Annotated in this window: 19 protein-coding genes; 9 read left to right on the top strand and 10 right to left on the bottom strand. The window is 71.8% G+C overall.

Annotated elements, in window-relative coordinates:
- Positions 1-752: 752 nt before the first annotated feature.
- Both ABIA38_RS06660 and ABIA38_RS06655 read right to left on the bottom strand, forming a co-directional pair.
- A complete protein-coding gene (locus ABIA38_RS06660) occupies positions 753-1,040 on the bottom strand; it encodes a hypothetical protein (protein WP_424637492.1) in 288 nt (95 codons plus the stop codon).
- Between the two features lie 851 nt (positions 1,041-1,891).
- The gene (locus tag ABIA38_RS06655; protein ID WP_424637491.1) at positions 1,892-3,130 is read right to left on the bottom strand and encodes a helix-turn-helix domain-containing protein; all 1,239 of its coding nucleotides are present in this window, start codon (positions 3,128-3,130) and stop codon (positions 1,892-1,894) included.
- A 456-nt stretch (positions 3,131-3,586) separates the two neighbouring features.
- Here ABIA38_RS06655 and ABIA38_RS06650 point away from each other — a divergent pair, with 456 nt between their 5' ends.
- Both ABIA38_RS06650 and ABIA38_RS06645 read left to right on the top strand, forming a co-directional pair.
- Complete coding sequence (locus ABIA38_RS06650; RefSeq protein ID WP_424637490.1) at positions 3,587-3,964, top strand: hypothetical protein; 378 nt, start codon at positions 3,587-3,589, stop codon at positions 3,962-3,964.
- 141 nt (positions 3,965-4,105) lie between these two features.
- A complete protein-coding gene (locus tag ABIA38_RS06645; protein ID WP_424637489.1) occupies positions 4,106-4,993 on the top strand; it encodes a nitroreductase/quinone reductase family protein in 888 nt (295 codons plus the stop codon).
- A 6-nt stretch (positions 4,994-4,999) separates the two neighbouring features.
- On the opposite strand, the gene ABIA38_RS06640 is transcribed toward ABIA38_RS06645, so the two are convergent.
- Positions 5,000-5,431 (bottom strand): MarR family winged helix-turn-helix transcriptional regulator, encoded by a 432-nt coding sequence (locus ABIA38_RS06640; RefSeq protein ID WP_424637500.1) that lies wholly within the window; start codon positions 5,429-5,431, stop codon positions 5,000-5,002.
- Positions 5,432-5,640: 209 nt separating this feature from the next.
- On the opposite strand from ABIA38_RS06640, the gene ABIA38_RS06635 reads away from it, so the two are divergent.
- The gene (locus tag ABIA38_RS06635) at positions 5,641-7,155 is read left to right on the top strand and encodes an MFS transporter (RefSeq protein ID WP_424637488.1); all 1,515 of its coding nucleotides are present in this window, start codon (positions 5,641-5,643) and stop codon (positions 7,153-7,155) included.
- Between the two features lie 21 nt (positions 7,156-7,176).
- On the opposite strand, the gene ABIA38_RS06630 is transcribed toward ABIA38_RS06635, so the two are convergent.
- The 5 genes from ABIA38_RS06630 to ABIA38_RS06610 all read right to left on the bottom strand — a co-directional run bounded on the left by ABIA38_RS06630 (position 7,177) and on the right by ABIA38_RS06610 (position 12,862).
- Entirely contained in the window at positions 7,177-8,328 is a 1,152-nt protein-coding gene (locus ABIA38_RS06630) for an acyl-CoA dehydrogenase family protein (protein ID WP_424637487.1), read from the bottom strand.
- A gap of 184 nt (positions 8,329-8,512) precedes the next feature.
- Positions 8,513-9,646 (bottom strand): M24 family metallopeptidase, encoded by a 1,134-nt coding sequence (locus ABIA38_RS06625; RefSeq protein ID WP_424637486.1) that lies wholly within the window; start codon positions 9,644-9,646, stop codon positions 8,513-8,515.
- 32 nt (positions 9,647-9,678) lie between these two features.
- A complete protein-coding gene (locus ABIA38_RS06620) occupies positions 9,679-10,518 on the bottom strand; it encodes a DUF3050 domain-containing protein (RefSeq protein WP_424637485.1) in 840 nt (279 codons plus the stop codon).
- A gap of 133 nt (positions 10,519-10,651) precedes the next feature.
- Positions 10,652-11,785: a CaiB/BaiF CoA transferase family protein gene (locus ABIA38_RS06615; protein WP_424637484.1), complete on the bottom strand. Its 1,134-nt coding sequence runs from the start codon at positions 11,783-11,785 to the stop codon at positions 10,652-10,654.
- Positions 11,786-11,887: 102 nt separating this feature from the next.
- Positions 11,888-12,862 (bottom strand): tyrosine-type recombinase/integrase, encoded by a 975-nt coding sequence (locus tag ABIA38_RS06610; RefSeq protein ID WP_424637483.1) that lies wholly within the window; start codon positions 12,860-12,862, stop codon positions 11,888-11,890.
- 72 nt (positions 12,863-12,934) lie between these two features.
- Here ABIA38_RS06610 and ABIA38_RS06605 point away from each other — a divergent pair, with 72 nt between their 5' ends.
- Together ABIA38_RS06605 and ABIA38_RS06600 are read left to right on the top strand one after the other, a co-directional pair.
- A complete protein-coding gene (locus ABIA38_RS06605; protein WP_424637482.1) occupies positions 12,935-13,375 on the top strand; it encodes an Lrp/AsnC family transcriptional regulator in 441 nt (146 codons plus the stop codon).
- 89 nt (positions 13,376-13,464) lie between these two features.
- A complete protein-coding gene (locus ABIA38_RS06600; RefSeq protein WP_424637481.1) occupies positions 13,465-15,087 on the top strand; it encodes an amidohydrolase in 1,623 nt (540 codons plus the stop codon).
- A gap of 6 nt (positions 15,088-15,093) precedes the next feature.
- On the opposite strand, the gene ABIA38_RS06595 is transcribed toward ABIA38_RS06600, so the two are convergent.
- Complete coding sequence (locus ABIA38_RS06595) at positions 15,094-15,687, bottom strand: YczE/YyaS/YitT family protein (protein ID WP_424637499.1); 594 nt, start codon at positions 15,685-15,687, stop codon at positions 15,094-15,096.
- A 178-nt stretch (positions 15,688-15,865) separates the two neighbouring features.
- On the opposite strand from ABIA38_RS06595, the gene ABIA38_RS06590 reads away from it, so the two are divergent.
- From ABIA38_RS06590 to ABIA38_RS06575, 4 genes are all read left to right on the top strand, one after another.
- A complete protein-coding gene (locus tag ABIA38_RS06590) occupies positions 15,866-17,353 on the top strand; it encodes a PLP-dependent aminotransferase family protein (protein ID WP_424637480.1) in 1,488 nt (495 codons plus the stop codon).
- A gap of 807 nt (positions 17,354-18,160) precedes the next feature.
- The gene (locus tag ABIA38_RS06585) at positions 18,161-18,586 is read left to right on the top strand and encodes a hypothetical protein (RefSeq protein ID WP_424637479.1); all 426 of its coding nucleotides are present in this window, start codon (positions 18,161-18,163) and stop codon (positions 18,584-18,586) included.
- Positions 18,583-19,431, top strand: coding sequence for a polyprenol monophosphomannose synthase (locus ABIA38_RS06580; protein ID WP_424637478.1), 849 nt, complete (start codon positions 18,583-18,585; stop codon positions 19,429-19,431). Before ABIA38_RS06585 ends, ABIA38_RS06580 begins: the two co-directional genes overlap by 4 nt.
- Positions 19,432-19,435: 4 nt before the next feature.
- Positions 19,436-20,026, top strand: a complete 591-nt coding sequence (locus ABIA38_RS06575) for an FxsA family protein (RefSeq protein ID WP_424637477.1) — start codon at positions 19,436-19,438, stop codon at positions 20,024-20,026.
- Positions 20,027-20,161: 135 nt separating this feature from the next.
- Here ABIA38_RS06575 and ABIA38_RS06570 read toward each other — a convergent pair whose 3' ends face one another.
- A complete protein-coding gene (locus ABIA38_RS06570) occupies positions 20,162-20,536 on the bottom strand; it encodes an RNA polymerase-binding protein RbpA (RefSeq protein ID WP_360318572.1) in 375 nt (124 codons plus the stop codon).
- Between the last annotated feature and the right edge of the window lie 49 nt (positions 20,537-20,585).

Genomic DNA, 20,585 nt, shown 5'->3' with positions numbered 1-20,585 from the left:
GACGGCCACGTAGTGGACGGGCAACAACGGATGCGGAGCACCAAGCAAAGACCCCGGCCCCGGAGGGGACGTGCAACGACGAGACGGCGGCCACCTGCCACGACCCGGCCCCGCCGAACGGACCCAGGGCCACCGCGCCAGCAGCCCAACACCACGACGCCGAGCGGCCAACCGCACCCGACCGCGAACCAGCGAAGCCGACCCGGGCAGCAGCGGCCACGTAGTGGACGGGCAACAACGGATGCGAAGCACCAAGCAAGCAAAACCCCGGCCCCGGAGGGGACGTGCAACGACGACACGGCGGCCACCACCACGACCCCGCCCCGCCGAACGGACCCGGAACGGCCGCCGAGCGGACGGGCAACGACGACACTGCGGCAGCCGAGCCCGGATCGGCCGAACCACCGGCCGCCGAGCGGGCGGGCAATCAGCCGCGGAGCGGCACCGGTGGATGAGGTGTGCGGGCGTGCGGCGCTCGTCGTTCTCGGCGATCGTGTACGCGAGGGTCATGTCCCACACCACGCCTGCGCGTTGGGTCGGCGTGAGCTTGTCCCACTGTCCGGCCGCAATGATGGCTTCTTACATGGCGGGCCCGGCTTCGCGGGCAGCACCGCGGACGACCTCCCACGGGTGCTGGGTCCACTGGGCGCACGTGTTCGCGAGCGAGAGGAGGGATCGGGCCGGTTCCGGTTCCGGTTTTGATCGGGTCATGTTGTTCTGCCTGTCCTGAGTTGGTGGATCGGCGGTGGGGGTCAGCGCGGCGGGTCGACGCGGTAGACCTCGGACGCACGCACCATGTGCGGCAGGCCGCCGGCGATGACGATCAGCACCCGGTCGTTGTCCAGCCCGGCGCAGTCCTCGGCCCGTTCGACCCGGCCGGCGGGAAAGTCGCGTCCGCGGCCCGGTAGCGGGGCGACCCAATCCCCCGCGCCGATCCGCTCGGCCACACGGCGGGGTTCCTCCCGGGGCGGCATGGTGCGAGGGATGACGACCGGGACCACCTCCCCGACCGCGTTGACGACGAAGTCGGCTCCGGTCACGATCCGGTTCCGTATCGGCGGGCCGGGAACCAGGCGCCGGCGCGAGTGGCGTACCGCCGGCGGGCTACGCGCAGGATGGCCGCGCGTCGCAGGGCGTTCGACGGGGGTACGGGTGTGTGCTTTGCACTCGGTGCCTTCTTGGGCATCCGGCGGATCCTTCCCGTTGATCAGGGTTGTGGTTGTGGCGAAATCGGTGGCCCGCCGTGCGGGGGCCGGCTCGGCGCGGTGAGGCTTTGGGCCGTGGCATGCATGTGCGGGCGCGGACACCAGGGGAGTTCAGGGGGTCGGCCCTCTGAGACCACGACGCGAGCACAGTTGAGGCACGTTCGGCAGCCGTTCACGGGTGACTCGCCTTCGTCGAATCTGTGCCCGGGGCACAGGGCCGGGGGAGCGGGAACTCGGCCCGCTCTTTCTCGCGTGTTGGTTACGGCTCGTTCGGGTGCAGGTAGTGGCAGTTCGGCGAGCACGTGCACGGCGGTTCGCGGTCGGGGAGGTCGTCGCCCCACGGCCACGGCGCCGAGTTGCCGGGCGCCTGTGCGCGGGGTCGCACTACACGGATGCCGTCTTGGTCGACGTGATAGAGCGTCAGGACGATGCCGCTTTTCGCGTTCGGAGTGCTTGCCGGGGCCGTTGGAAAGACCGCGCGGGTTTTGCCGGCCGTTGGGCTGTCCGGCTTTCGGACGCCTGGCGATCGGGCGGCTTCCGGTCGCTTCGGTTGATCGGTCACGAGTCCCCCAAGAGTCCTCTTGGTTGGTTTTCTCGTGACTTTAGGAACAGGTCAGGCGCGCAACCAGAGCGTCGGCGCGACGGTTCGGCTCATGCTCGTTTCGTTCCATCGCGGATCGCGATGGTTAGCCGGCAACGTGCAGGTAGGACGCCATCTCCCGCATGTCACTCGTAAGGGTGCGCTTGCGGCCGTGCAGGATGTCTTCCATGACCTCTCGGGCCATCCCCTGATGCTTGACCCACTCGGGGGACTCCCGGCGAATTCCGGTGAGTTCGTCCATCGCTTCTCGATGATCACCCAAGGCCGCGTGCGCGCGGGCCACATCCAAGCGGTGTCGATTCCAGGTATTGGGAGAGGGGCGTCCCAGGCGCTTGATCGCTTTGATGCTGCTGATCGGCCCATCGTCGACGTGCCGGAGTACCGACCGATGATCGCCCACGATCGACAGATCCTCCACGGTCTTCATCGCGGCCGTGAGAGGTCCGAACGACCCCCAATGGGTTCGATAGTCGGTGTGTTCCGCATCGATGGCACTCGCCGCTGAAACAGCCAACCTTCGGGCTTCCCGGCCGACATCCGGCTTGTTGTTCCGGACGGCCGCCGCCGCGACCCGCTGCAGGAGTTCTCCCCACACTGCCAAGTGCCCCGGGGTGGCTTTGGAGACTTGCGGCTCTATGGCATCGGCCGTGACGGAGGCGAGACGCTCGCACTCGTCGAAGCGTCCCTGCCGTAGCAGCAGCCAACACATGCCGACCACGCCGGTGGCCGCAAAAAGCTTCCGGTCGAGCGCGCGAGCCTCTCGAATTCCTTCGGAGAGCGCGTGATACGCAAGATCGTATTGCCTGACCTGGGTGAGATACTTGCCCGCCAGATACAGGCCGCCGACACGAACCGAAATCACTTCTGCTCGAAGGTCGTCAGCAATCTCCGATTGCCGTTGCATGGACCGCAGGATGCCAGGCAATTCCAGTGCAATGGAATCGTATCGGTCTGCGTGGTAGGCCGTATGCGCGTCGCCGATCCGTCTCCGTGCACCGGCCAACGCCTCTATCGTGATCTCCGTTGTGGGAGTCGAGTCGAACAGGCCGATCGGGGGCGTGATCGCCTGCCTGAGCTCGATCAGTTGGACCCGCGTTCCTTCTTCGTTCCGCACAGGCTGCGGAACCGACGCAGCGAACAACGCCGACGTCGTCACGTCGAGGGCGCGGGCAAGTAGATGGAGGGTCGCAATCTTGACGTCTCCGTCTCGCTCGACCTTGGCCACCGTCGATGTCGCGAGCCCGGCGGCCTCGGCCAACTGCTCCTGACTCCATCCGGCTACACGCCGGTACTTCCTGACGTTGTCCCCAAGGTTCCCCGCCATCGCCCTCACCTGTCGAAGTGTGGTGCCGAACCACAACGCTACGCCGCCGGAGCGCACAGTCGGGTGTAGACGTACTCACGTTCGCTCCGTCGTGTTTCATGCTTCGTGTTTCCCGGAGAGCGGACCACGAGATGGCGGATGCGCCTCGGCGTGCACCCGTCGAACTCACCCGTGCAGCAGGGCGGGTGGGCAACCTCTCGCAGTCGGTCGACCCGCCCGAGGACCCGGTCCCCGGGCAAGCGGCGGTTCGCAGTCGGCGCGACTCACGCTCGGGCGGACGGCGCAGCCGCGTCGGGGGTGGCGAGGCCGGCGCCGGCCGCCTTGGTGCCTCCGGGGCCGCAGCGGGTTTGTCTGGTCAGGGAATTGGTCCCGGATGAGTACTGCAACGTTCCGGTCGGGCGGGCTATCGTGCGAGGCGCGTCGTTGTTGCGGCGTTGTGGCGATGGGGGGAGTCCCATGAGTGTCGCCGTTGATGTGTCGGTGGGGATGCGGGATCGGGACGTCTCCGAGGACTTGGACGACGGGCTTGAACTCGACTCGGATTCCTGGGACTTCGTCGGTCCGGCCGGGCGTCGTGCGTGTCCGGAGTGTGGTGTGGTGTTGGGCGTGGATCCGGATGCCGATGGGTCGGCGGTGCCGGAGCATGCGGTGTGTACCAGTGCGTGGGATCCGTTTGGGGTTCGGCGCTGTCCCGGGTCCGGGGCCGGGTTTGCGGATCCGGGTGAACTTCCTGCTGTTGCGCCCCTGTTGCTCCCGTTGCCTCTGGCGTCCCCGGTGACCGTGCTGCCGGCCGGGCTGGACTGGCGGGCGCAGCCCTTCTCGCACACCTTGTAGGTCGCGCGCTCGCGCGCTCGTGTGTTGCTGCCTCTTCCGCTTGTCCTTCTCCATCCCTCGCGTTGACAGCCCCTCATGGGGTTACTAGCCTTCAAATAGATTTGCTTGCAAAGCAAAGATAATTGAAGGGGAGACAGACACATGAGTGCCGTCATCGACCGCAACGCCGCCGTCATCGCCGAGTTCCGGGCCCGGAACGGGAAGGTCGGCGGGCCCTTCGAGGGTGCCTCCCTCGTCCTGATCACCACCGTCGGGCGGCGGAGTGGGAGGCCGTGGACCAATCCCGTGGTGGCCCTGGCGGATGGTGGGCGCCAAGTCGTGTTCGGGTCGAATGCCGGGGGAGCGCGTGACCCGCACTGGTACCTCAACCTGCTTGCCAACCCCCAGGTCACCATGGAGATCGGCACCGACGCCGGCCACGTCAAGCCGTTCGCCACCCGGGCCGTCCCGCTCGCCGGCGACGAGCGCGCACGCTACTGGGACCTCCAATGCTCCCGGGACCCGGCGTTCCGCGCCTACGCCGCAGCGGCGACCACCCGCACCATCCCCGTCGTCGCCCTCCACCCCCTGGACCTGGCCGGGGATTCGGCGCGCGGGCGGCTGATCGGCGAGCAACTCGTCCGGCATCACGACGACTTGCGGGCCGAGATCGAGCAGGTCCGGGAGCGATTCGAACGGGCCCTCGGCGGCGCACCGCATGCCCGCGAACCACAAGGCCCCGCCGAGCAGTTGCGGCGGCACTGCCTGACCTTCTGCTACCACCTCCAGCTGCACCACACCCGCGAGGACGGCGCATTCTCGGCCTTCGAACGGGAGTTCCCGCACCTCGTCCCGGCGATCACCCGCCTCCGCGCCGAACACGTCGTCGTGGAGCACGCCTTGGCCGCCTTCGAAGCCATCCTCGAACAGGCCGCGACCACAACCACACCCCCTCGACGCCTACGCGACGAATTCGAGCGCGTACTGACCGGCCTGGAGGAGCACTTCGCGTACGAGGAGGCCCAACTGCTGCCGGCCCTCGGCCGGTAGCGAAGCTCAGCCGTCCTCCCGAACCGCCCCCGCCGCCCCGCCCTCGTACGCCCCCATCGTCCGGACGAACATCGCCCGCTCCTCCGGGGACAGCGGGCCGAAGGCCAGGCGCCAGGCGTTTGCGCCGTTGGCCAACCAGTTCTCGATCGCCGTACGCGTCTGCGGGTCCTCGGTGATCGCCACGATCGACCGGCGGCGGTCGGTCGGATCCGTGTGTCGCTCCAGCACTCCCTGTCGGCCCAGGTCGCTGACCATCAGGCTGACCGTGGTCGGAGCCACCTCCAGCCGCCCGGCCAGCTCGTTGACCGACATCGGGCCGTCGAAGAGCAGGTAGGCCAGTAGCGACAGATGTCGCGGAGCCAGGTTCATCGAGCGCAGCCGCTCGGGAATCCGGGTGCGCTTGAGCCGCGCGGCCACCCGCGGCATCAGCAACAGCATGGCCCGAATCGCCTCGTCCGTACTCAGGCCGTCCCCGCCCGGCCCGGTCCCGCCCGGCCCGTCCCCGGCCGCCGCCGCGGCGTGTTCCGTCGTCATCTCCGCGGCCTCCTCGCCTCGACCCGTTCGGCTTCGGATGCGAAGCGCGAATCCCCCGGATCAGGCCACCGTACCCGACCCCCGCGACCCGATCCCGAAAGGCACAAACCACCATGGCCGAACCACCCCTGCCGCCGACCCCAACCCCAACCCCAATCCCAACCCCAACCTCGCCGCCCACCGCCTACTCCCCGCGCCGCTGGGCCGCATTCGCCCTGACCCTGTCCGCGACCTTCGTCGACCTGGTCGACGCGAGCGTGCTCAATGTCGCGCTGCCCGCCCTGCGCGAGCACCTTCCCGCCTCCACCACGCAGCTCGAATGGGCGATCGCCGGCTACACGCTCGCCTTCGCCGCGGGCCTGATCACCGGCGCCCGCCTGGGCGATCGGCTCGGCCGGCTCCGGGTGTTCCAGGTCGGCCTCGCCGCGTTCACCGTGGCATCGGTACTGGCTGGCGCGGCCGGCGGGCCCGGGTCGCTGATCGCGGCGCGGATCGCCCAGGGCGCCGCGGCGGCGCTGATGGTGCCGCAGGTGCTCGCGATGCTGCGAGTCGAGTTCCCGCCCGCCGAACAGTCCCGGGCCGCCGCGCTGTACGGACTGGTGTTCTCCGTCGGCGGCGTGGGCGGTCCACTCGTCGGCGGACTCCTGCTGCACGCCGACCTGTTCGGCCTCGGCTGGCGGCCGATCTTCTTCGTCAACGTGCCGATCGGGCTCGCCGGGCTGATCGGTACGGCCGTACTGGGTCGCGACTCGCGCGCCGATCGGGTGGTCGGCCTGGACGTACGCGGCCTGTTGTTGTCCACCGCCGCACTGCTCGCGCTGCTGTTCCCGCTGGTGGAGGGGCGGACACTCGGGTGGCCGTGGTGGTGCATCGCCATCGCGTGCGCCTGCCCGGCACTGTTGTACGCCCTCCTCCACCACGAGCGCGCGCTGGCCCGGCGGGGCGGCTCGCCACTCGTGGATCCGCAACTGCTTCGCCAACGGGCCACCATCGGCGGGGTGTTCGCAGCCACCCTGTTCTTCGCCGGAACCGCGTACACCCTGGTCCTGAGCGTGTACCTGCAAACCGCCGTCGGCCTCTCCCCGCTGCGCGCCGCCGCGACGATGGCACCGTTCGCCGTCGGGGTGGGCCTGTTCTCCCCGTTCGCCACCCGACTGCGGCCGTACGGACGGCGGTTGGCGGTGTTCGGCTCGCTCCTCCTGGCCGCCGCGATGGGCGCGATCCTGCTCGTGGTCGAGCATGAGGGCGTACGGCTGCACCCATGGCATCTGGCACCCTGCCTCCTGGTCGGGGGCGTCGGGATGTCGATGGCGTCCGGCGTACTGATCGCCACCGTCGTGGCCCGAACTCCCGGGCGGCACGCGGGCGCTGCGGCAGCCCTGGTCGGCACCGCGATCCAGGTGGGCGTGGCGATCGGCGTGGCCCTGATCGGCACGGTCTACTTCGGCCTGCTGGACCACGGCAGTTCGCCCACCGACGCGGCAACGGGCGGCCTGCTCACGGTGGTTGCCCTCTACCTGCTCGCCGCCCCCGCCGCGCTGCTCCTGCCCGGCGGCCGACTGACCTTCACCGCGGCGGCCGAGGCACCGCGCCCGCAAACGCAACAACGCGTCAGCCGTCCCGGATGACCGTCCCGGATGACCATCTCCTCACCCACCACCTGTCAGCAAGTCCCGGGCGATCACCATCCGTTGGATCTGATTCGTGCCCTCGACGATCTGCAGGCACTTGGCTTCGCGCAGGTAGCGTTCGGCCGGAAAGTCCGTCGTGTAGCCGGAGCCGCCGAGGATCTGTACCGCATCCACCGTCACCCGCATCGCCGCGTCCGAGCAGAACAGCTTGGCCATCGCCGCCTGGCGGCCGAACGGCTGCCCCGCGTCCCGCAGTCGGGCCGCGGACAGGTACAACGCGCGACCCGCCTCGATCGCGGTGGCCATGTCCGCGAGCATGAACCGGATGCCCTGCTGGTCGGCGATGGGCCCGCCGAACTGGACGCGTTGTTGCGCGTATTCGGCCGCCACGTCCAATGCCGCCTGGGCAACTCCGGTGGCACACGCGGCGATGCCCAGCCGCCCGCAGTCCAGCGCGGCCAGTGCGATCCGAAACCCCTGTCCCTCGGCGCTGATTCGCCGCTCGGCCGGGATCCGTACGCCGTCCAGGTGCAGTTGCGCCGTAGGCGACGAGCGCATCCCCATCTTGTGCTCCGGCGCGGCGGCGGCCAGGCCCGCCGTCTCGGCGTCGACCAGGAACGCGCTGATCCCGCGCGAGCCGTCGGGGGAGGTACGCGCGAGTACCGTGTAGAAGTCGGCGACCCCGCCGTGGGTGATCCACGCCTTCGTCCCGGTGAGCACGTACTCGTCGCCGTCGGCCACCGCCTTCGTGGTCAGCGCCGCCGCGTCCGAGCCCGAGTGCGGCTCGGACAGGCAGTACGCGCCGAGCAGTTCACCGGAGAGCATCGCGGACAGGTGCTCGTCCTGCTGGGCGGGCGTACCGAAGGTCGCCAACGGATGGCAGGCCAGGGTGTGTACCGACACCCCGAGGCCGACCGCCAGCCAGCCGGCGGCCAGTTCCTCCAGCACCTGGAGGTAGACCTCGTAGGGCTGCGCGCCGCCGCCGTGTTCCTCGGGATAGGGCAGGGACAGCAGTCCGGCGGCGCCGAGGGTCGCGAACACCTCGCGCGGGAAGCGCCCGGCGGCCTCGTCGGCGGCGGCGCGGGGCAGCAGTTCGCGAGCGGTGATCTCCCGGGTGAGGTCGAGCAGCGCGCGGGACTCGTCGGTGGGCAGCGTACGCGTGACGGCCATGGTGGGGACGTCCTTCCGTGCGGTCCGGCAGCGGGCCGGGTAGGGGTCGCCCCTCGGCCGTTGCGCACGATCGTACGGCGACACTCCACGTATGCCCGTCACCGACGCGGCCCGCCCGCCGTCCCCGATTGCCAAGGGAAGGCGAGCAGGCCGCGCGCACGGTGCTACAGCACGACCAGGGCGCCTACAGCACGACCAAGCCGTGCGGACGCACGTTCATCGGGTCGACGCCGCTCTCCCCGCAGACCACGATGTCCTCGATCCGTGCGCCGTGCGTGCCGGGGAGGTAGATGCCGGGCTCGATCGAGAACGCCATGCCCGGCTCCAGGGGCAGGGAGTTGCCCGCGACGATGTACGGCTCCTCGTGGCTCTCCAGGCCGATGCCGTGGCCGGTGCGGTGGATGAAGTATTCGCCGTAGCCCGCCTCGGCGATGATGTCGCGGCCCACCGCGTCGAGTTCCTCGCAGGTCAACCCCGGCCGCACGGCCGCGAGTTGGGCGGCCTGGGCGCGCTCCAACACCTCGTAGTAGCGACGGAACTCGGCGGGCGGCTCGCCCACGGCGTACGTGCGCGTCTCGTCGGAGCAGTAGCCGTCGGCGGTGGTGCCGCCGATGTCGACCACGACCGCGTCGCCGGACTCGATCACCCGGTCGGAGAGTTCGTGGTGCGGGCTGGCCGCATTGGGGCCGGAGGCGACGATCACGAAGTCCACCCGGACGTGCCCCTCGGCGATGATCGCGTCGGCGATGTCCGCGCCCACCTCGCGCTCGGTACGGCCCGCGCGCAGCCATTCGCCGACGCGCGCGTGTACCCGGTCGATCGCCGCGCCGGCCCGGCGCAGCGCCTCGACCTCGGCGGCCGACTTGCGCATCCGCAGCTCGCGCAACACGTCGCCGGCGAGCGTCTGTTCGGCGGCGGGCAGCGCGGCGCGGAAGGCGAGTACCTTCTCCGCCCACATGTGGTTGTCCAGGCCGATCCGGGCCACGCTCGCGGGCAGTCGGTTCGCGATCAGCGCGTACGGGTCCTCGGTCTCGGCCCAGCCGACCACCTCGATGCCGAGTCCGGCCACGGGGGAGGCGAGGGCGGCGGGCTTCTCCAGGCCGGGTACGACCAGGAACGGCTCGGCGCCGGCGGGCACCACCAGGCAGGTCAGGCGCTCCAGGGGGAGCGCCTCGTAGCCGGTGAGGTAGCGCAGGTCGGCGCCCGGCGAGATGAACAGGGCGTCCAGTCCCGCGTCGGCGGCTGCCTTCTGGGCGCGGCCGAGGCGGTCTGTGGGATAAAGGGCTGCGTCGTGGGTCACGCGCCCAACATATGACATGTCACCGGGCGTCGGGCAGTACCGAAATCGGATCAGTGATCGGTGGGGCGGGTCGCGGCGATCGCCGTGCTCACCGCGTCCCACAGGTCGGCGCGGGCGCGCAGCGACACGGTGACCGTACCCGCGCTCTCCCGCCAGGCCCGGGCCGGATCGGGGGTGGCCGCGCACAACTGGGCGAGCAGGCGCAGCGCCATCGGGCCGTGGTCGTCGCCGTCCACCTCGATGTGCCGGGCCACGTATTCGCAGAAGATCGCGAGCCGGCCGTCGTGTCGGTCGTCGAGCGCGGTCAGGTGGTCGAACATGCGCGGGATGAGTTCCTCGCGGCCGAGCGCGAACGACGCGGCGATGCAGTGCAGCGGCGCGTGCTCGACCACCTGCCAGGTGCGCCCGACGAACGCGGCGGCGCCGGCGGGTGCGTCGCACGCGGCGATCGCGTCGGGGACCGGGACCCCGTCGGTGAGCAGACCCAGGAAGCGGCGGGCGGGCCGGGTGTCGGCGCCCGCGCCGTCCATCGCGGCCAGGTAGAGCTCGAAGTGGCTGAGCGGGCCGAGCGAGGTGGTGTCGCTCTCCTCGCCCAGCACGATCTCGTTGACCATCCGGCGGATCTCGCCGTCGCCGCGCGGCACCCACGGCACCTCGACGCAGGTGAGTCGCCGCTGCAAACTCTTGAGCAGCGACATGAAGTCCCAGACGGCGAACACATGGTGCTCCATGAACACCCGGATCGCGGTCAGGTCGGTCAGGTCCCGGTAGACGGGATGGCGCAGCACACGTTGCCGCACGGGAGCGGTCTCGCCGAGCAGCCGCGCGATGTGGTCGGTGCCGGTCGCGCGGGCGCGCGGGACGGTGGTGGGGAGCGTGGTGGTGTCCATGGCGACCGATCGTAGAGATTCGGCTACTCGGTGAAACATTTGTGACCGAACTGCGGACATGGTTCGGACGAAGGTGTCACGATGTCGGGTTGCGTATCGGATTGCCCGTCGACCGGCGCGTGCGGTCGGGCGGTCAGCCCTCGGGGGCGGGTTCCGGGGCGGGTTTCGGGGCGAGCACGGCGGCCTGCTCGGGGGCCAGGCCCCACGCTTCGAGGAGTTCGGCGTCCACCCGACCCGAGGCGTCGCGGGCGACCGACGGGGTGCCGAAGAGCCGGGGGGCCGGCGCGGGCTGGCGGGTGCCGTCGGGGTGGACGAAGGTGCCTCGGGCCACGTTGTGCGGGTGCTCGGCGGCCTCGTCCCAGGTCAGTACGGGGGTCACGCACGCGTCGACGGGCTCGAAGATCGCGGCCCATTCGTCCCGCGTACGCTCCGCGATCACCGCGGTGAACCGCTCGCGCAGGCGCGGCCAGCCGGCCCGGTCCATCTGGGCCGGCAACTCCTCGCCGTCGAGGCCGAGTCCGGCCAGGAACAGGGCGTAGAACTGCGGCTCGATGGCGCCGACCGAGAGGTATCGCCCGTCGGCGGTGGTGTACACGTCGTAGAACGGCGCGCCGGTGTCGAGCAGGTTGGCCCCGGGCTCGCCCGCCCAGCCGCCCAGGCCGCGCATTCCGTGGATGAACGTACTCAGCGTCGCCGAGCCGTCGGTCATCGCCGCGTCGACGACCTGCCCGCGGCCGGACGTACGGGCGGACAGGAGCGCGGCGAGGATGCCGAACGCGCAGAACATCGCGCCGCCGCCGTAGTCGCCGACCAGATTCAGCGGCGGTACGGGCCGTTCGCCGGCGCGCGCGAAGGAGTGGAGCACGCCGGAGATCGAGATGTAGTTGATGTCGTGCCCGGCGCGCGGGGCGAGTGGGCCGTCCTGGCCCCAGCCGGTCATCCGGGCGTACACGAGCCGCGAGTTGCGCTCCAGGCACACGTCCGGGCCGACCCCGAGCCGCTCGGCGACGCCGGGGCGAAAGCCCTCGACCAGCACGTCGGCCCGGTCGATCAGGGCCAATACCGCGGCGCGCCCGGCCGGATCCTTCAGGTCGACCTCGACGGTCCCCAGCCGGCCGCGCCCGACGGCCATCGAGGGCATGTCGGCGCCGCCGGTGCGATCCACGCGGATCACCCCGGCGCCGGCGTCGGCGAGCATCATCCCGACGAACGGCCCGGGTCCGATCCCGGCCAACTCGACAACCCTGACCCCATCAAGCGCACCCACGGCCACCGCTACTCCCACGCCCGCGCACGATTTACCTGGCACAGTCAAGCATACGTTGCACTCGGCTCGGGAGGGTGTACCCGCCCGCTCCACCCGTTGCGTTCATCTCGATGGTTGCGGTTCTACCGGCTTCGGCGCGGCCTGCTCCGGCCCCGCGGCCACCCACGCCCGGCGTAGTTGCTCCAAGCGGTACGGCAGTGGTTCCCAGCCCACCCGTCCCGCCATCTCCACGTTCAGGCGGACCACCGTGCGGGTGTAGGCGCGGGCCAAGCCTCTTGGCATCAGCGGCATTCCCGGGGGGCGTCGCCTCGGGTTGCCGTCCTCGTCGGGGAGTCCCGCGTGGTTGCCTCGGGTGGAGACCCACACCGCCGTCACCGCGCCCTGGGCGTGCCAGACCAGGTCTTCCCTTACGTCCAGCCAGCGGCGGAGGGCGGACCGCGTCGGGGTGGACAACGGCAGGATCTCGGTCATCGCCGGGGTGATCGTGCGCGCCTGCGGGTGCCGGACGATGCGCAGCGCCTGCTCGTCCCGACCCACGTCGGTCAGCCGAAGTGCGCACAGTTCACCCGCCCTCGCGCCCGTGTCGAGCACCACCCCGACCAGGGCGAACAGCCGCACCCGTCCCGCGTCCGCGCCCGGGCGGTCGGCCTGGTCGGTCAGCCAGTCGAGCAGCAGCGAGCGCTGGCGGGCGCCCACCGGGGGTTTGAGGTCGGGCATCGCCGGGCGTTCGGGGAGCACCACCGGCACCGAACCGGCGCGGGCCAGGATGTCCAGGCAGTCCATCCGTACCCGCATGCTCGCCGCCGTCGACGTGCCGGCCCCCGCGACCGCCCGGGTGCGCAGTCGGCCGGCCCGAGCCAGGTCCAGATAGCGCCGCATCGGTTTGCCGGCCAGGAGCGCCGCGAGCGAGTCGCCGGCCCCGTCGGGGAACTCCTCCATCGCCAGCGCCCGCCGCAACTCGCCCACCACCCACCGCAGTTGCCTGGCCCGCGCGGCGGACGTGTCGGCCCGCGCGGTCACCCGCAGCAGGGCCCGGTCGAGCTGATCGAGCGCCGGGGCGCGGTCCGCGGTGGCCATGCCGGCACTGTAGCCGGCCGCGCCGACGGACCGGGGACGGCGCGCGCCGCCCCGATGCCATAGGTTCCTCGTGTGGAGGACCTCGACCGACAGATCGTCAAACTGCTCCTGCTCGACGGGCGGATGAGCTACACCGACCTGGGCAAGGCCACCGGCCTGTCCACCTCGGCCGCCCACCAGCGGGTACGCCGACTCGAACAACGCGGCGTCATCCGCGGCTACGCGGCCGTGGTCGACACCGAGGCCATCGGGTTGCCGCTGACCGCGTTCATCTCGGTCAAGCCGATCGATCCCAGCGCCCCCGACGACGCCCCCGAACGGCTCGCGAACCTCGAGGAGTTGGAGGCGTGTCACAGCGTCGCCGGCGACGAGAGCTACATCCTCAAGGTCCGCGTCCCCACCCCGGGGGACCTGGAGACGCTGCTGGCCCGAATCCGGCTCCAGGCGGGCGTGTCCACGCGCACCACGGTGGTGTTGTCCACGCCTTACGAGGCCCGCGCGCCCCGGTTCTAGGGCTTGAGGACACGCCCTGGTCCGTGCGAGGCACTCGAAGGGGTGACCTCCGGCCCGGCGTCGCCGCGCGGCGGGCCACACTGGTGCCCATGACCACGCTCCTCCTGCGCAACGGCGCCGTACACAGCCCCGCCGATCCCTTCGCGACCGCCATGGTCGTCGAGAACGACACCATCGCCTGGATCGGCGCCGAGGGGGCCGCCGCGGCCCACGTGGACGCCGTCGACGCGGTGCTCGACCTGGCCGGTGCGCTGGTCACCCCCGCGTTCGTGGACGCACACGTACACGCCACCGCGACCGGGCTCGCGCTGACCGGGCTCGACCTGTCCGGCGCACCGTCGCTGGCCTACGCGCTGGCCGCGCTGGAGGACCACGCCAAGCGGCGCGGCCTGCACGGCCCGGGCCATGTCGTACTCGGGCACGGCTGGGACGACACCGGCTGGCCCGAGGGCCGCCCGCCCACCCCCGCCGAACTGGACCGGGCCACCGGCGGCGCCACCGTCTACCTCTCGCGCACCGACGTGCACTCCGCGGCGTGTTCGCCCGCGCTGCTCGCCCTGGTGCCCGGGGAGCACGGCGACGCGCCGCTGGCCGGCAGCGTGCACCACGTCGCGCGCGCCGCCGCCACGGCCGCGCTGAGCATCGCCGACCGGGTCGCCGCGCAGCGTGTGGCGCGGGCCCGGGCGGCGGCGCTCGGCATCGGGACGGTGCACGAGTGCGGCGGGCCCGAGATCGCCGGCGAGGCCGACTTCCGCGCGCTGCTCGCGCTGGCCGCCGAGGAGGCCGGTCCGGATGTGGTCGGCTACTGGGGCGCGCTCGCCGAGGACGCCGAGCAGGCCCGCGAGTTGCGCGCCGAACTCGGCGCGCACGGGCTCGGCGGCGACCTGTTCATCGACGGCTCGCTCGGCTCGCACACCGCGTGCCTGCACGCGCCCTACACGGACGACCTCGCCGCCGGCACCGGCCTGGCCCACCTGGACCCCGAGCAGGTCGCCCGGCACCTGACCGCGTGCACCCGCGCCGGCGTCCAGGCCGGCTTCCACGCGATCGGCGACGCGGCGATCGGCGCGGTGACCGAGGCTGCCCGCGCACTGGTGCACGGGCCGCACGGGGCGGCGTTCCGGGCCCTGCGGCACCGGGTCGAGCACGCCGAACTGCTCGACGCCGCCGCGGTCGCGGCCTTCGCCGAACTGGGCCTGACCGCCTCCGTACAGCCCGCCTTCGACGCCGCGTGGGGCGGCCCGGACGGCATGTACGTACGCCGGCTCGGGGCCGAACGCGCCGCGCTGATGAACCCGTTGGCCGCGCTCAGCGCCGCCGGCGTACCGCTCGCGTTCGGCTCCGACGCGCCGGTGACCCCGCTCGACCCGTGGGGCACCGTCCGGGCCGCCGCCTTCCACCGCACGCCCGCGCAACGGATCAGCGTCCGCGCCGCGTTCGCCGCGCACACCCGGGGCGGGCACCGCGCCGCGGGCCGCGACGACGCCGGCGTCCTGGTCCCCGGGGCACCGGCCACCTACGCCGTGTGGGACACCACCGAACTGGTCGTCCAGGCCCCGGACACCCGGCTCTCCGGCTGGTCCACCGACCCCCGCTCGGGCACCCCGGGACTGCCCGACCTGGACCCCGACCTGCCGCTGCCGCGCTGCCTGCGCACAGCCGTGCGCGGCACGACCGTGTACGCGGCGGAAGGGGTACTCGGCCGGGCCTGAGCCGGGCTATCCGGCGGGCGCCGGCTCCGCGGCGGGATCGCCGACCGGAGCCGCGCCCACCGGCTCGGCGCCCGCCCGCCGCTCGCGCACCGTCAACAGCGGCAGGAACACCTGTACCAGCGGCCCGATCGTCAGCGCGTACAACACCGTGCCCAGGCCCACCGACCCGCCGAGGACGAAGCCCACCCCCAGGACGGTGATCTCGATGCCGGTCCGGATCAGCCGCACCGAGCGCCCGGTACGCCGCACCAGACCCGTCATCAGCCCGTCCCGCGGCCCCGGCCCGAGCCGCGCCCCGATGTACGCCCCGCCCGCCACCGCGTTCAGCACCACGCCGGCGACCAGGAAGGCCAGGCGCCACCCGAACGCGTCCGGCGCCGGCACCCACCGCAACGACGCGTCCACCACGATGCCGATCACGAACACATTGCTCACCGTGCCCAGGCCCGGCCGCTGGCGCATCGGTATCCACAACAGCAGCACGGCCGCGCCGGCCACGATCGTCACCGTGCCGAAGCTCCACCCGGTCCGCTCGGCCAGCCCCTGATGGAACACATCCCACGGATCGAGCCCCAACTCGGCCCGAATCAGCAACGCCATGCTGAACCCGTAGAGCGTGAGCCCCGCATACAACTGGACCAAGCGCCGGACCCACGACCAAGCCACCGTGCACCTCGTTCTTCACCGGACAGCGACTGACTGCCAAAAAAGAGCCAACGGTGAAAGAATCCTTGACACCGGATCACAGATCCATAGCCAATTCGACAGGAGTGGACTGATGAGCGCGCCTCACCTGACCGTCAGCAGCACCCGCCTCGCCGACCTCCTGCACCCGTGGACCACCACGACCCAGTCCACCGCGCGCACCGGCCCGGCGTACCGCACGCTGGCCGATCGCATCCGCGCACTGCTCCTGGACGGCCGGATCCCACTGACCGCGCGCCTGCCCGCCGAACGCGGCCTCGCCGACCGGCTCGGCATCAGCCGCACCACCGTCGCCGCCGCCTACGAACTGCTGCGCACCGACGGCTACCTGACCAGCCGCCGCGGCTCGGGCAGTTGGACCACGCTGCCCGGCAGCCATACCGAGATCCCCACCCGCGGACTGAGCCCGAGCACCAGCACCGGGGTGATCGACCTCGGCGTGGCCGCGCTGCCCGGCCCCGGCCGCGCGCTGCACCAGGCGGTCGCCGACGCCACCGACTCGCTGCCCACCTACACCACCGGCCACGGCTACCTGCCCGGCGGCCTGCCGGTGCTGCGCGACACGCTGGCCCAGCGCTACACCCGCCGCGGCGTGCCCACCACGCCCGACCAGATCCTGGTCACCCCCGGCGCGCTCGCCGCGGTGACCCTGGTGTTGCGCACCCTGTCCGGCCCCGGCGACCGGGTCGCGGTCGAATCGCCCACCTACGCGAACGTGTTGGACGCCATCCGGCAGGCCGGCAACCGACCCGTCCCGGTGCCGATGACGGACACCGGCTGGGACGCCGAGACCTGGCGCGACACGCTGCGCACCGCGGCGCCCCGGCTGGCCTACCTGATCCCCGACTACCAAAACCCCACCGGCCACCTCGCCGACCCGGGCATCCGGCGCACCCTGGTGGACCTGGCCCGCAACACCGGCACCACGCTGATCATCGACGAGACCTGCTTCGACCTGGCCCTGGACATCGACCCGGTGGACCGGCCGCTGCCGATGGCCGCGTTCGACCGCACCAACAACGTGATCACCATCGGGTCGACCTCCAAGACCTTCTGGGGCGGGCTGCGGATCGGCTGGATCCGGGCCACCCCCGACCTGGTCCGGCGGATCTCGGCCACCCGCGTGTCCTTCGACGTCGGCGCACCCGTCCTGGACCAGCTGGTCACCCACCACCTGATCACCGACCACGAGGACGCCATCCTGCGGACCCGGCTGCCCGCGCTGCGCACCGCCCGAGCCGCGCTGGCCGACGCGCTGGCCGAGCAACTGCCGGACTGGACCTTCGCGATGCCGGTCGGCGGGCTGTCCCTGTGGGTGCGCACCCAGGGCATCTCCAGCCTGACCCTGGCCGAGACCGCCGCCCGACACGGCGTACGGATCGCCGCGGGCACCCACTTCGGCATCGACGGCACCTTCGAGCACCACGTACGACTGCCCTACGCGCACGACGCGGCCACCCTGACCGAGGCCATCCGCCGACTGGCCGCCGCGGTGGGCGAGACCGAGCACAGCCGGCCCAACGCCTACGCGGGCTTCTCCGGGACGGCCTGCCTGGCCTGACCCGTTCCCGCGGCCGGGCGAAGCACCCGGGGCCGCGCTCGCGCGGTGGGCCCCGATCCGTGTACAACACCGTAGGGACTTCGTGTACAACACCGCAGGGACCCGCACCACGCCGACACGCCGACATCCGCCGCGCCCGCCCGACGCCGAACCCGCGCCGCACACCTCGGCGCGAGCGCCCGGGCAATGGCCGCAGATGCCTCGGCGGGGCCCATTCGAGACCCATTAGGGGAACGATTGCGCCACCCGGCGGGCGCATACCACCCACACCCGGGTATCACCACCCCGGGCCCTGACCTGCACCGATACCGTATTTGCGCAGGTCAGTGCGATGTTGACACCGCGCCCGCATCGCCCAGTACGTTCGACCCAGTCCACCGCAGGACGACCGGCAGGAGAACACCTCCCCGAGCACGCGCACGCCTCCGGGCCACAGGTGGCACAGCCACCGGGCGCCAGGTCCGGAACCGGCGTGACACGCGCCCGGGAGGCCGCCCCACGCGGCCACGAACGGCAGAGCGGCACCCGTGCAGCCGCCCCGCCGGACGCGAGCACACCCCGTGCCGGAAGGTGAGACCGCGGCAGAGCCCGGTCGCCCAGTAGACAACGACCACCGCGACCGACAGCCAGCCGGTCCGGGGCCGGCCCGAAGGGCGACCGAGCTCCCGCTGCCACCCACCGTCGACAATGAGCCGAAACCGAACTCCCACCTCGTACGTTGTAACGTCACTGCATCACCCGACCGGCGCAACTCGGCGCCGCGCCCGGGCCGCAGCGATCGCGACGACCCAGCGAGGGGGCCACTCGGTGCCGCAGTTCGACCACGCCCCGGCGCCCGCCCGCGCCCCGGCCGTCGAGCCGACCCCCGCGCCCGCCCGGCACCCCCGCCGACCGGCACCCGAATCCGGCCGGCCCGCGCCGCGCACCGCCGGCCCCCGGCGCGGCGCACCCGCGAGGCCGCCGGGAAATCCGGTCGAACGCAGCCACGAAATCCCGGCCGCCGCCCGGCTCGCCGCCGCGCCGCCGGGCCACGACCACGCCCCGGCACGCCGACTCGGTTCGGCTCCCGAGTCGATCCTGGCTATCGTCGGACTCCTCGCCTGCGCGTACGGCATCCAGCGCCGTCGACGCAAGCCGCCAAGCAGCAGCACCCTCGGCATCCCGCCGACCCCAGCCGACGTCGGCGTCGACAGCGCCGACGCCGAAGCCAACGCCATCAAGGAGATGATGTGACCGACAGCGAGCAGACCAGCTTCGCCGATCTCGGCAAGGTGCTCGTCATCATCCCCACCTACAACGAATCGGAGAACATCGAGCCGATCGTCGCCCGCCTGCGGGCCGCCGTGCCCGACGTCGACGTGCTGATCGCCGACGACAACAGCCCCGACGGCACCGGCGACATCGCCGACACGCTCGCCGAGCACGACCCGCACATCCAGGTGCTGCACCGGGCCGGCAAAGAAGGCCTGGGGGCCGCCTACATCGCGGGCTTTCGCTGGGGCATCGACCGCGGCTACGACATCCTGGTGGAGATGGACGCCGACGGTTCGCACCAGCCCGAGCAGCTGCCCCGGCTGCTCGAGGCGGTGAAGGACGCGGACCTGGTGCTCGGCTCGCGCTGGGTGCCCGGCGGCGGCGCGGTCAACTGGCCCGGCCACCGCAAGCTCATCTCCAAGGGCGGCAGCACCTACTCGCGGCTGATGCTCGGCGTCGACATCCACGACGTCACCGGCGGCTTCCGGGCGTTCCGCAAGGAGACACTGCTCGGCATCGGCCTGGACGAGGTCGCCTCGCAGGGCTACTGCTTCCAGGTGGACCTGGCCTGGCGGGCGATCCGCAAGGGCTACCGGGTCCTGGAGGTGCCGATCACCTTCATCGAACGCGAACGCGGCAACAGCAAGATGAGCAACACCATCGTCGCCGAGGCGCTGTGGCGGGTCACCGCGTGGGGCGTCGGCCGCCGGGTCGGCAAGTATCCCGACGAACCCGCCGCGCAGCACCCCCACCCCGAGAGTGACAGTCACCCCGGGGCCGACAGCACTACCGGCACCACCGGTAGCACCCCGCCGAGGACGTGATCACATGAGCACCCCGCTGCGCCGAGCGGTCAAGCTCCTGCCGATCGTCGCCCTGCCGCTGGCCGAGATCTATGTGATCGGCCTGGTGGGCAGCGAGATCGGGGCGCTCGACACCTTCCTGCTGATCCTGGCCGGTATCGCGCTGGGCTCGCTGGTGATCCGGTACGAGGGCCGTCGGGTGCTGACCCGGTTGCGCGAGCTGAGCGAACGGGCGCAGCGCGAGGGACAGACCGACCCGGCCGCGCTCGAGGCCCACGCCAAGGCGGCGACCCGGGCCGCCGCGGACGCGGGCGTGGTGATCCTGGGCGGCGTGTTGCTGATCATCCCCGGGTTCATCACCGACGCGCTCGGGCTGCTGTGTGTGCTCCCGTTCACCCGGCCGCTGGTTCGCAAGCTGATCGGGACGGTGGTGGCGGCGAAGGTGGCGAGCAGCACGCGCCTCGGCGGCATGGTGCAGGACGTCCGGATCCATCGTCCCGACGGCAAGATCGTGCCGGGCGAGGTGATCGACCCGGACGTCATCAAGGGCGAGGTGATCGACCCCGACGCACGGCGGGACGACGACCCGCCGCAGCCGCCCGGGCAACTGCCCTGAGGTGGGCGGCTGTTGCCGCCCCCAACACGACGCCCGGGGCGCCACGACCGAGTGAAGGTCGTCGGCGCCCCGGGCGTCGGTGCTACCTGTCGACGGGATCCGCACGGGCCCGGAGCGGGCTCGCGCGGTGCTCGCTCAGGCGCTCTTGCGGTTGTTGCGCGGATCGTGGTGGAGATTGATCCCACCCGACCGCAGTACGGCGAGGCGCTCGGCGAGGACCTCTTCCAGCTCTTCCCTGGTCCGCCGCTCCATGAGCATGTCCCAGTGTGTCCGCGTGGCCTTGTTCTTCTTCTCCTCCGGCGGCGCGCCGTCCACCAGCTGCGCTACCGCACCGCAGCTGCGGCACTCCCACGTCGACGGGATCTCCGCCTCGACGGAGAACGGCATCTCGAAGCGGTGCCCCCGGGGGCAGTCGTACTCCACGGTGCGACGCGGCGCCAGATCGATACCGCGATCGGTCTCGTAGCTGGTGGCGCCAAGGCGTGTGCCGCGGAGAGCTCGCTCACTCATGAATCGTGCCTCCTGGCTTGTCAACCCACATCGACAGGTGTTGCTGTCT

The organism is Embleya sp. AB8 (assembly GCF_049739465.1).
Classification (GTDB): domain Bacteria; phylum Actinomycetota; class Actinomycetes; order Streptomycetales; family Streptomycetaceae; genus Embleya.
The sequence above is the reverse complement of the archived record's forward strand: the minus strand, read 5'-3'. Positions and strand labels throughout refer to the sequence as shown.

Bases quoted from the DNA above. Each gene is read 5' to 3' on its own strand.
- ABIA38_RS06570 (WP_360318572.1), bottom strand. From the start codon at position 20,536: ATGAGTGAGCGAGCTCTCCGCGGCACACGCCTTGGCGCCACCAGCTAC.
- ABIA38_RS06650 (WP_424637490.1), top strand. From the start codon at position 3,587: ATGAGTGTCGCCGTTGATGTGTCGGTGGGGATGCGGGATCGGGACGTC.
- ABIA38_RS06640 (WP_424637500.1), bottom strand. From the start codon at position 5,431: ATGCTGTTGCTGATGCCGCGGGTGGCCGCGCGGCTCAAGCGCACCCGG.
- ABIA38_RS06620 (WP_424637485.1), bottom strand. From the start codon at position 10,518: ATGGACACCACCACGCTCCCCACCACCGTCCCGCGCGCCCGCGCGACC.
- ABIA38_RS06625 (WP_424637486.1), bottom strand. From the start codon at position 9,646: ATGTCATATGTTGGGCGCGTGACCCACGACGCAGCCCTTTATCCCACA.
- ABIA38_RS06610 (WP_424637483.1), bottom strand. From the start codon at position 12,862: ATGGCCACCGCGGACCGCGCCCCGGCGCTCGATCAGCTCGACCGGGCC.
- ABIA38_RS06595 (WP_424637499.1), bottom strand. From the start codon at position 15,687: ATGGCGTTGCTGATTCGGGCCGAGTTGGGGCTCGATCCGTGGGATGTG.
- ABIA38_RS06635 (WP_424637488.1), top strand. From the start codon at position 5,641: ATGGCCGAACCACCCCTGCCGCCGACCCCAACCCCAACCCCAATCCCA.
- ABIA38_RS06645 (WP_424637489.1), top strand. From the start codon at position 4,106: ATGAGTGCCGTCATCGACCGCAACGCCGCCGTCATCGCCGAGTTCCGG.
- ABIA38_RS06630 (WP_424637487.1), bottom strand. From the start codon at position 8,328: ATGGCCGTCACGCGTACGCTGCCCACCGACGAGTCCCGCGCGCTGCTC.
- ABIA38_RS06600 (WP_424637481.1), top strand. From the start codon at position 13,465: ATGACCACGCTCCTCCTGCGCAACGGCGCCGTACACAGCCCCGCCGAT.
- ABIA38_RS06590 (WP_424637480.1), top strand. From the start codon at position 15,866: ATGAGCGCGCCTCACCTGACCGTCAGCAGCACCCGCCTCGCCGACCTC.
- ABIA38_RS06575 (WP_424637477.1), top strand. From the start codon at position 19,436: ATGAGCACCCCGCTGCGCCGAGCGGTCAAGCTCCTGCCGATCGTCGCC.
- ABIA38_RS06655 (WP_424637491.1), bottom strand. From the start codon at position 3,130: ATGGCGGGGAACCTTGGGGACAACGTCAGGAAGTACCGGCGTGTAGCC.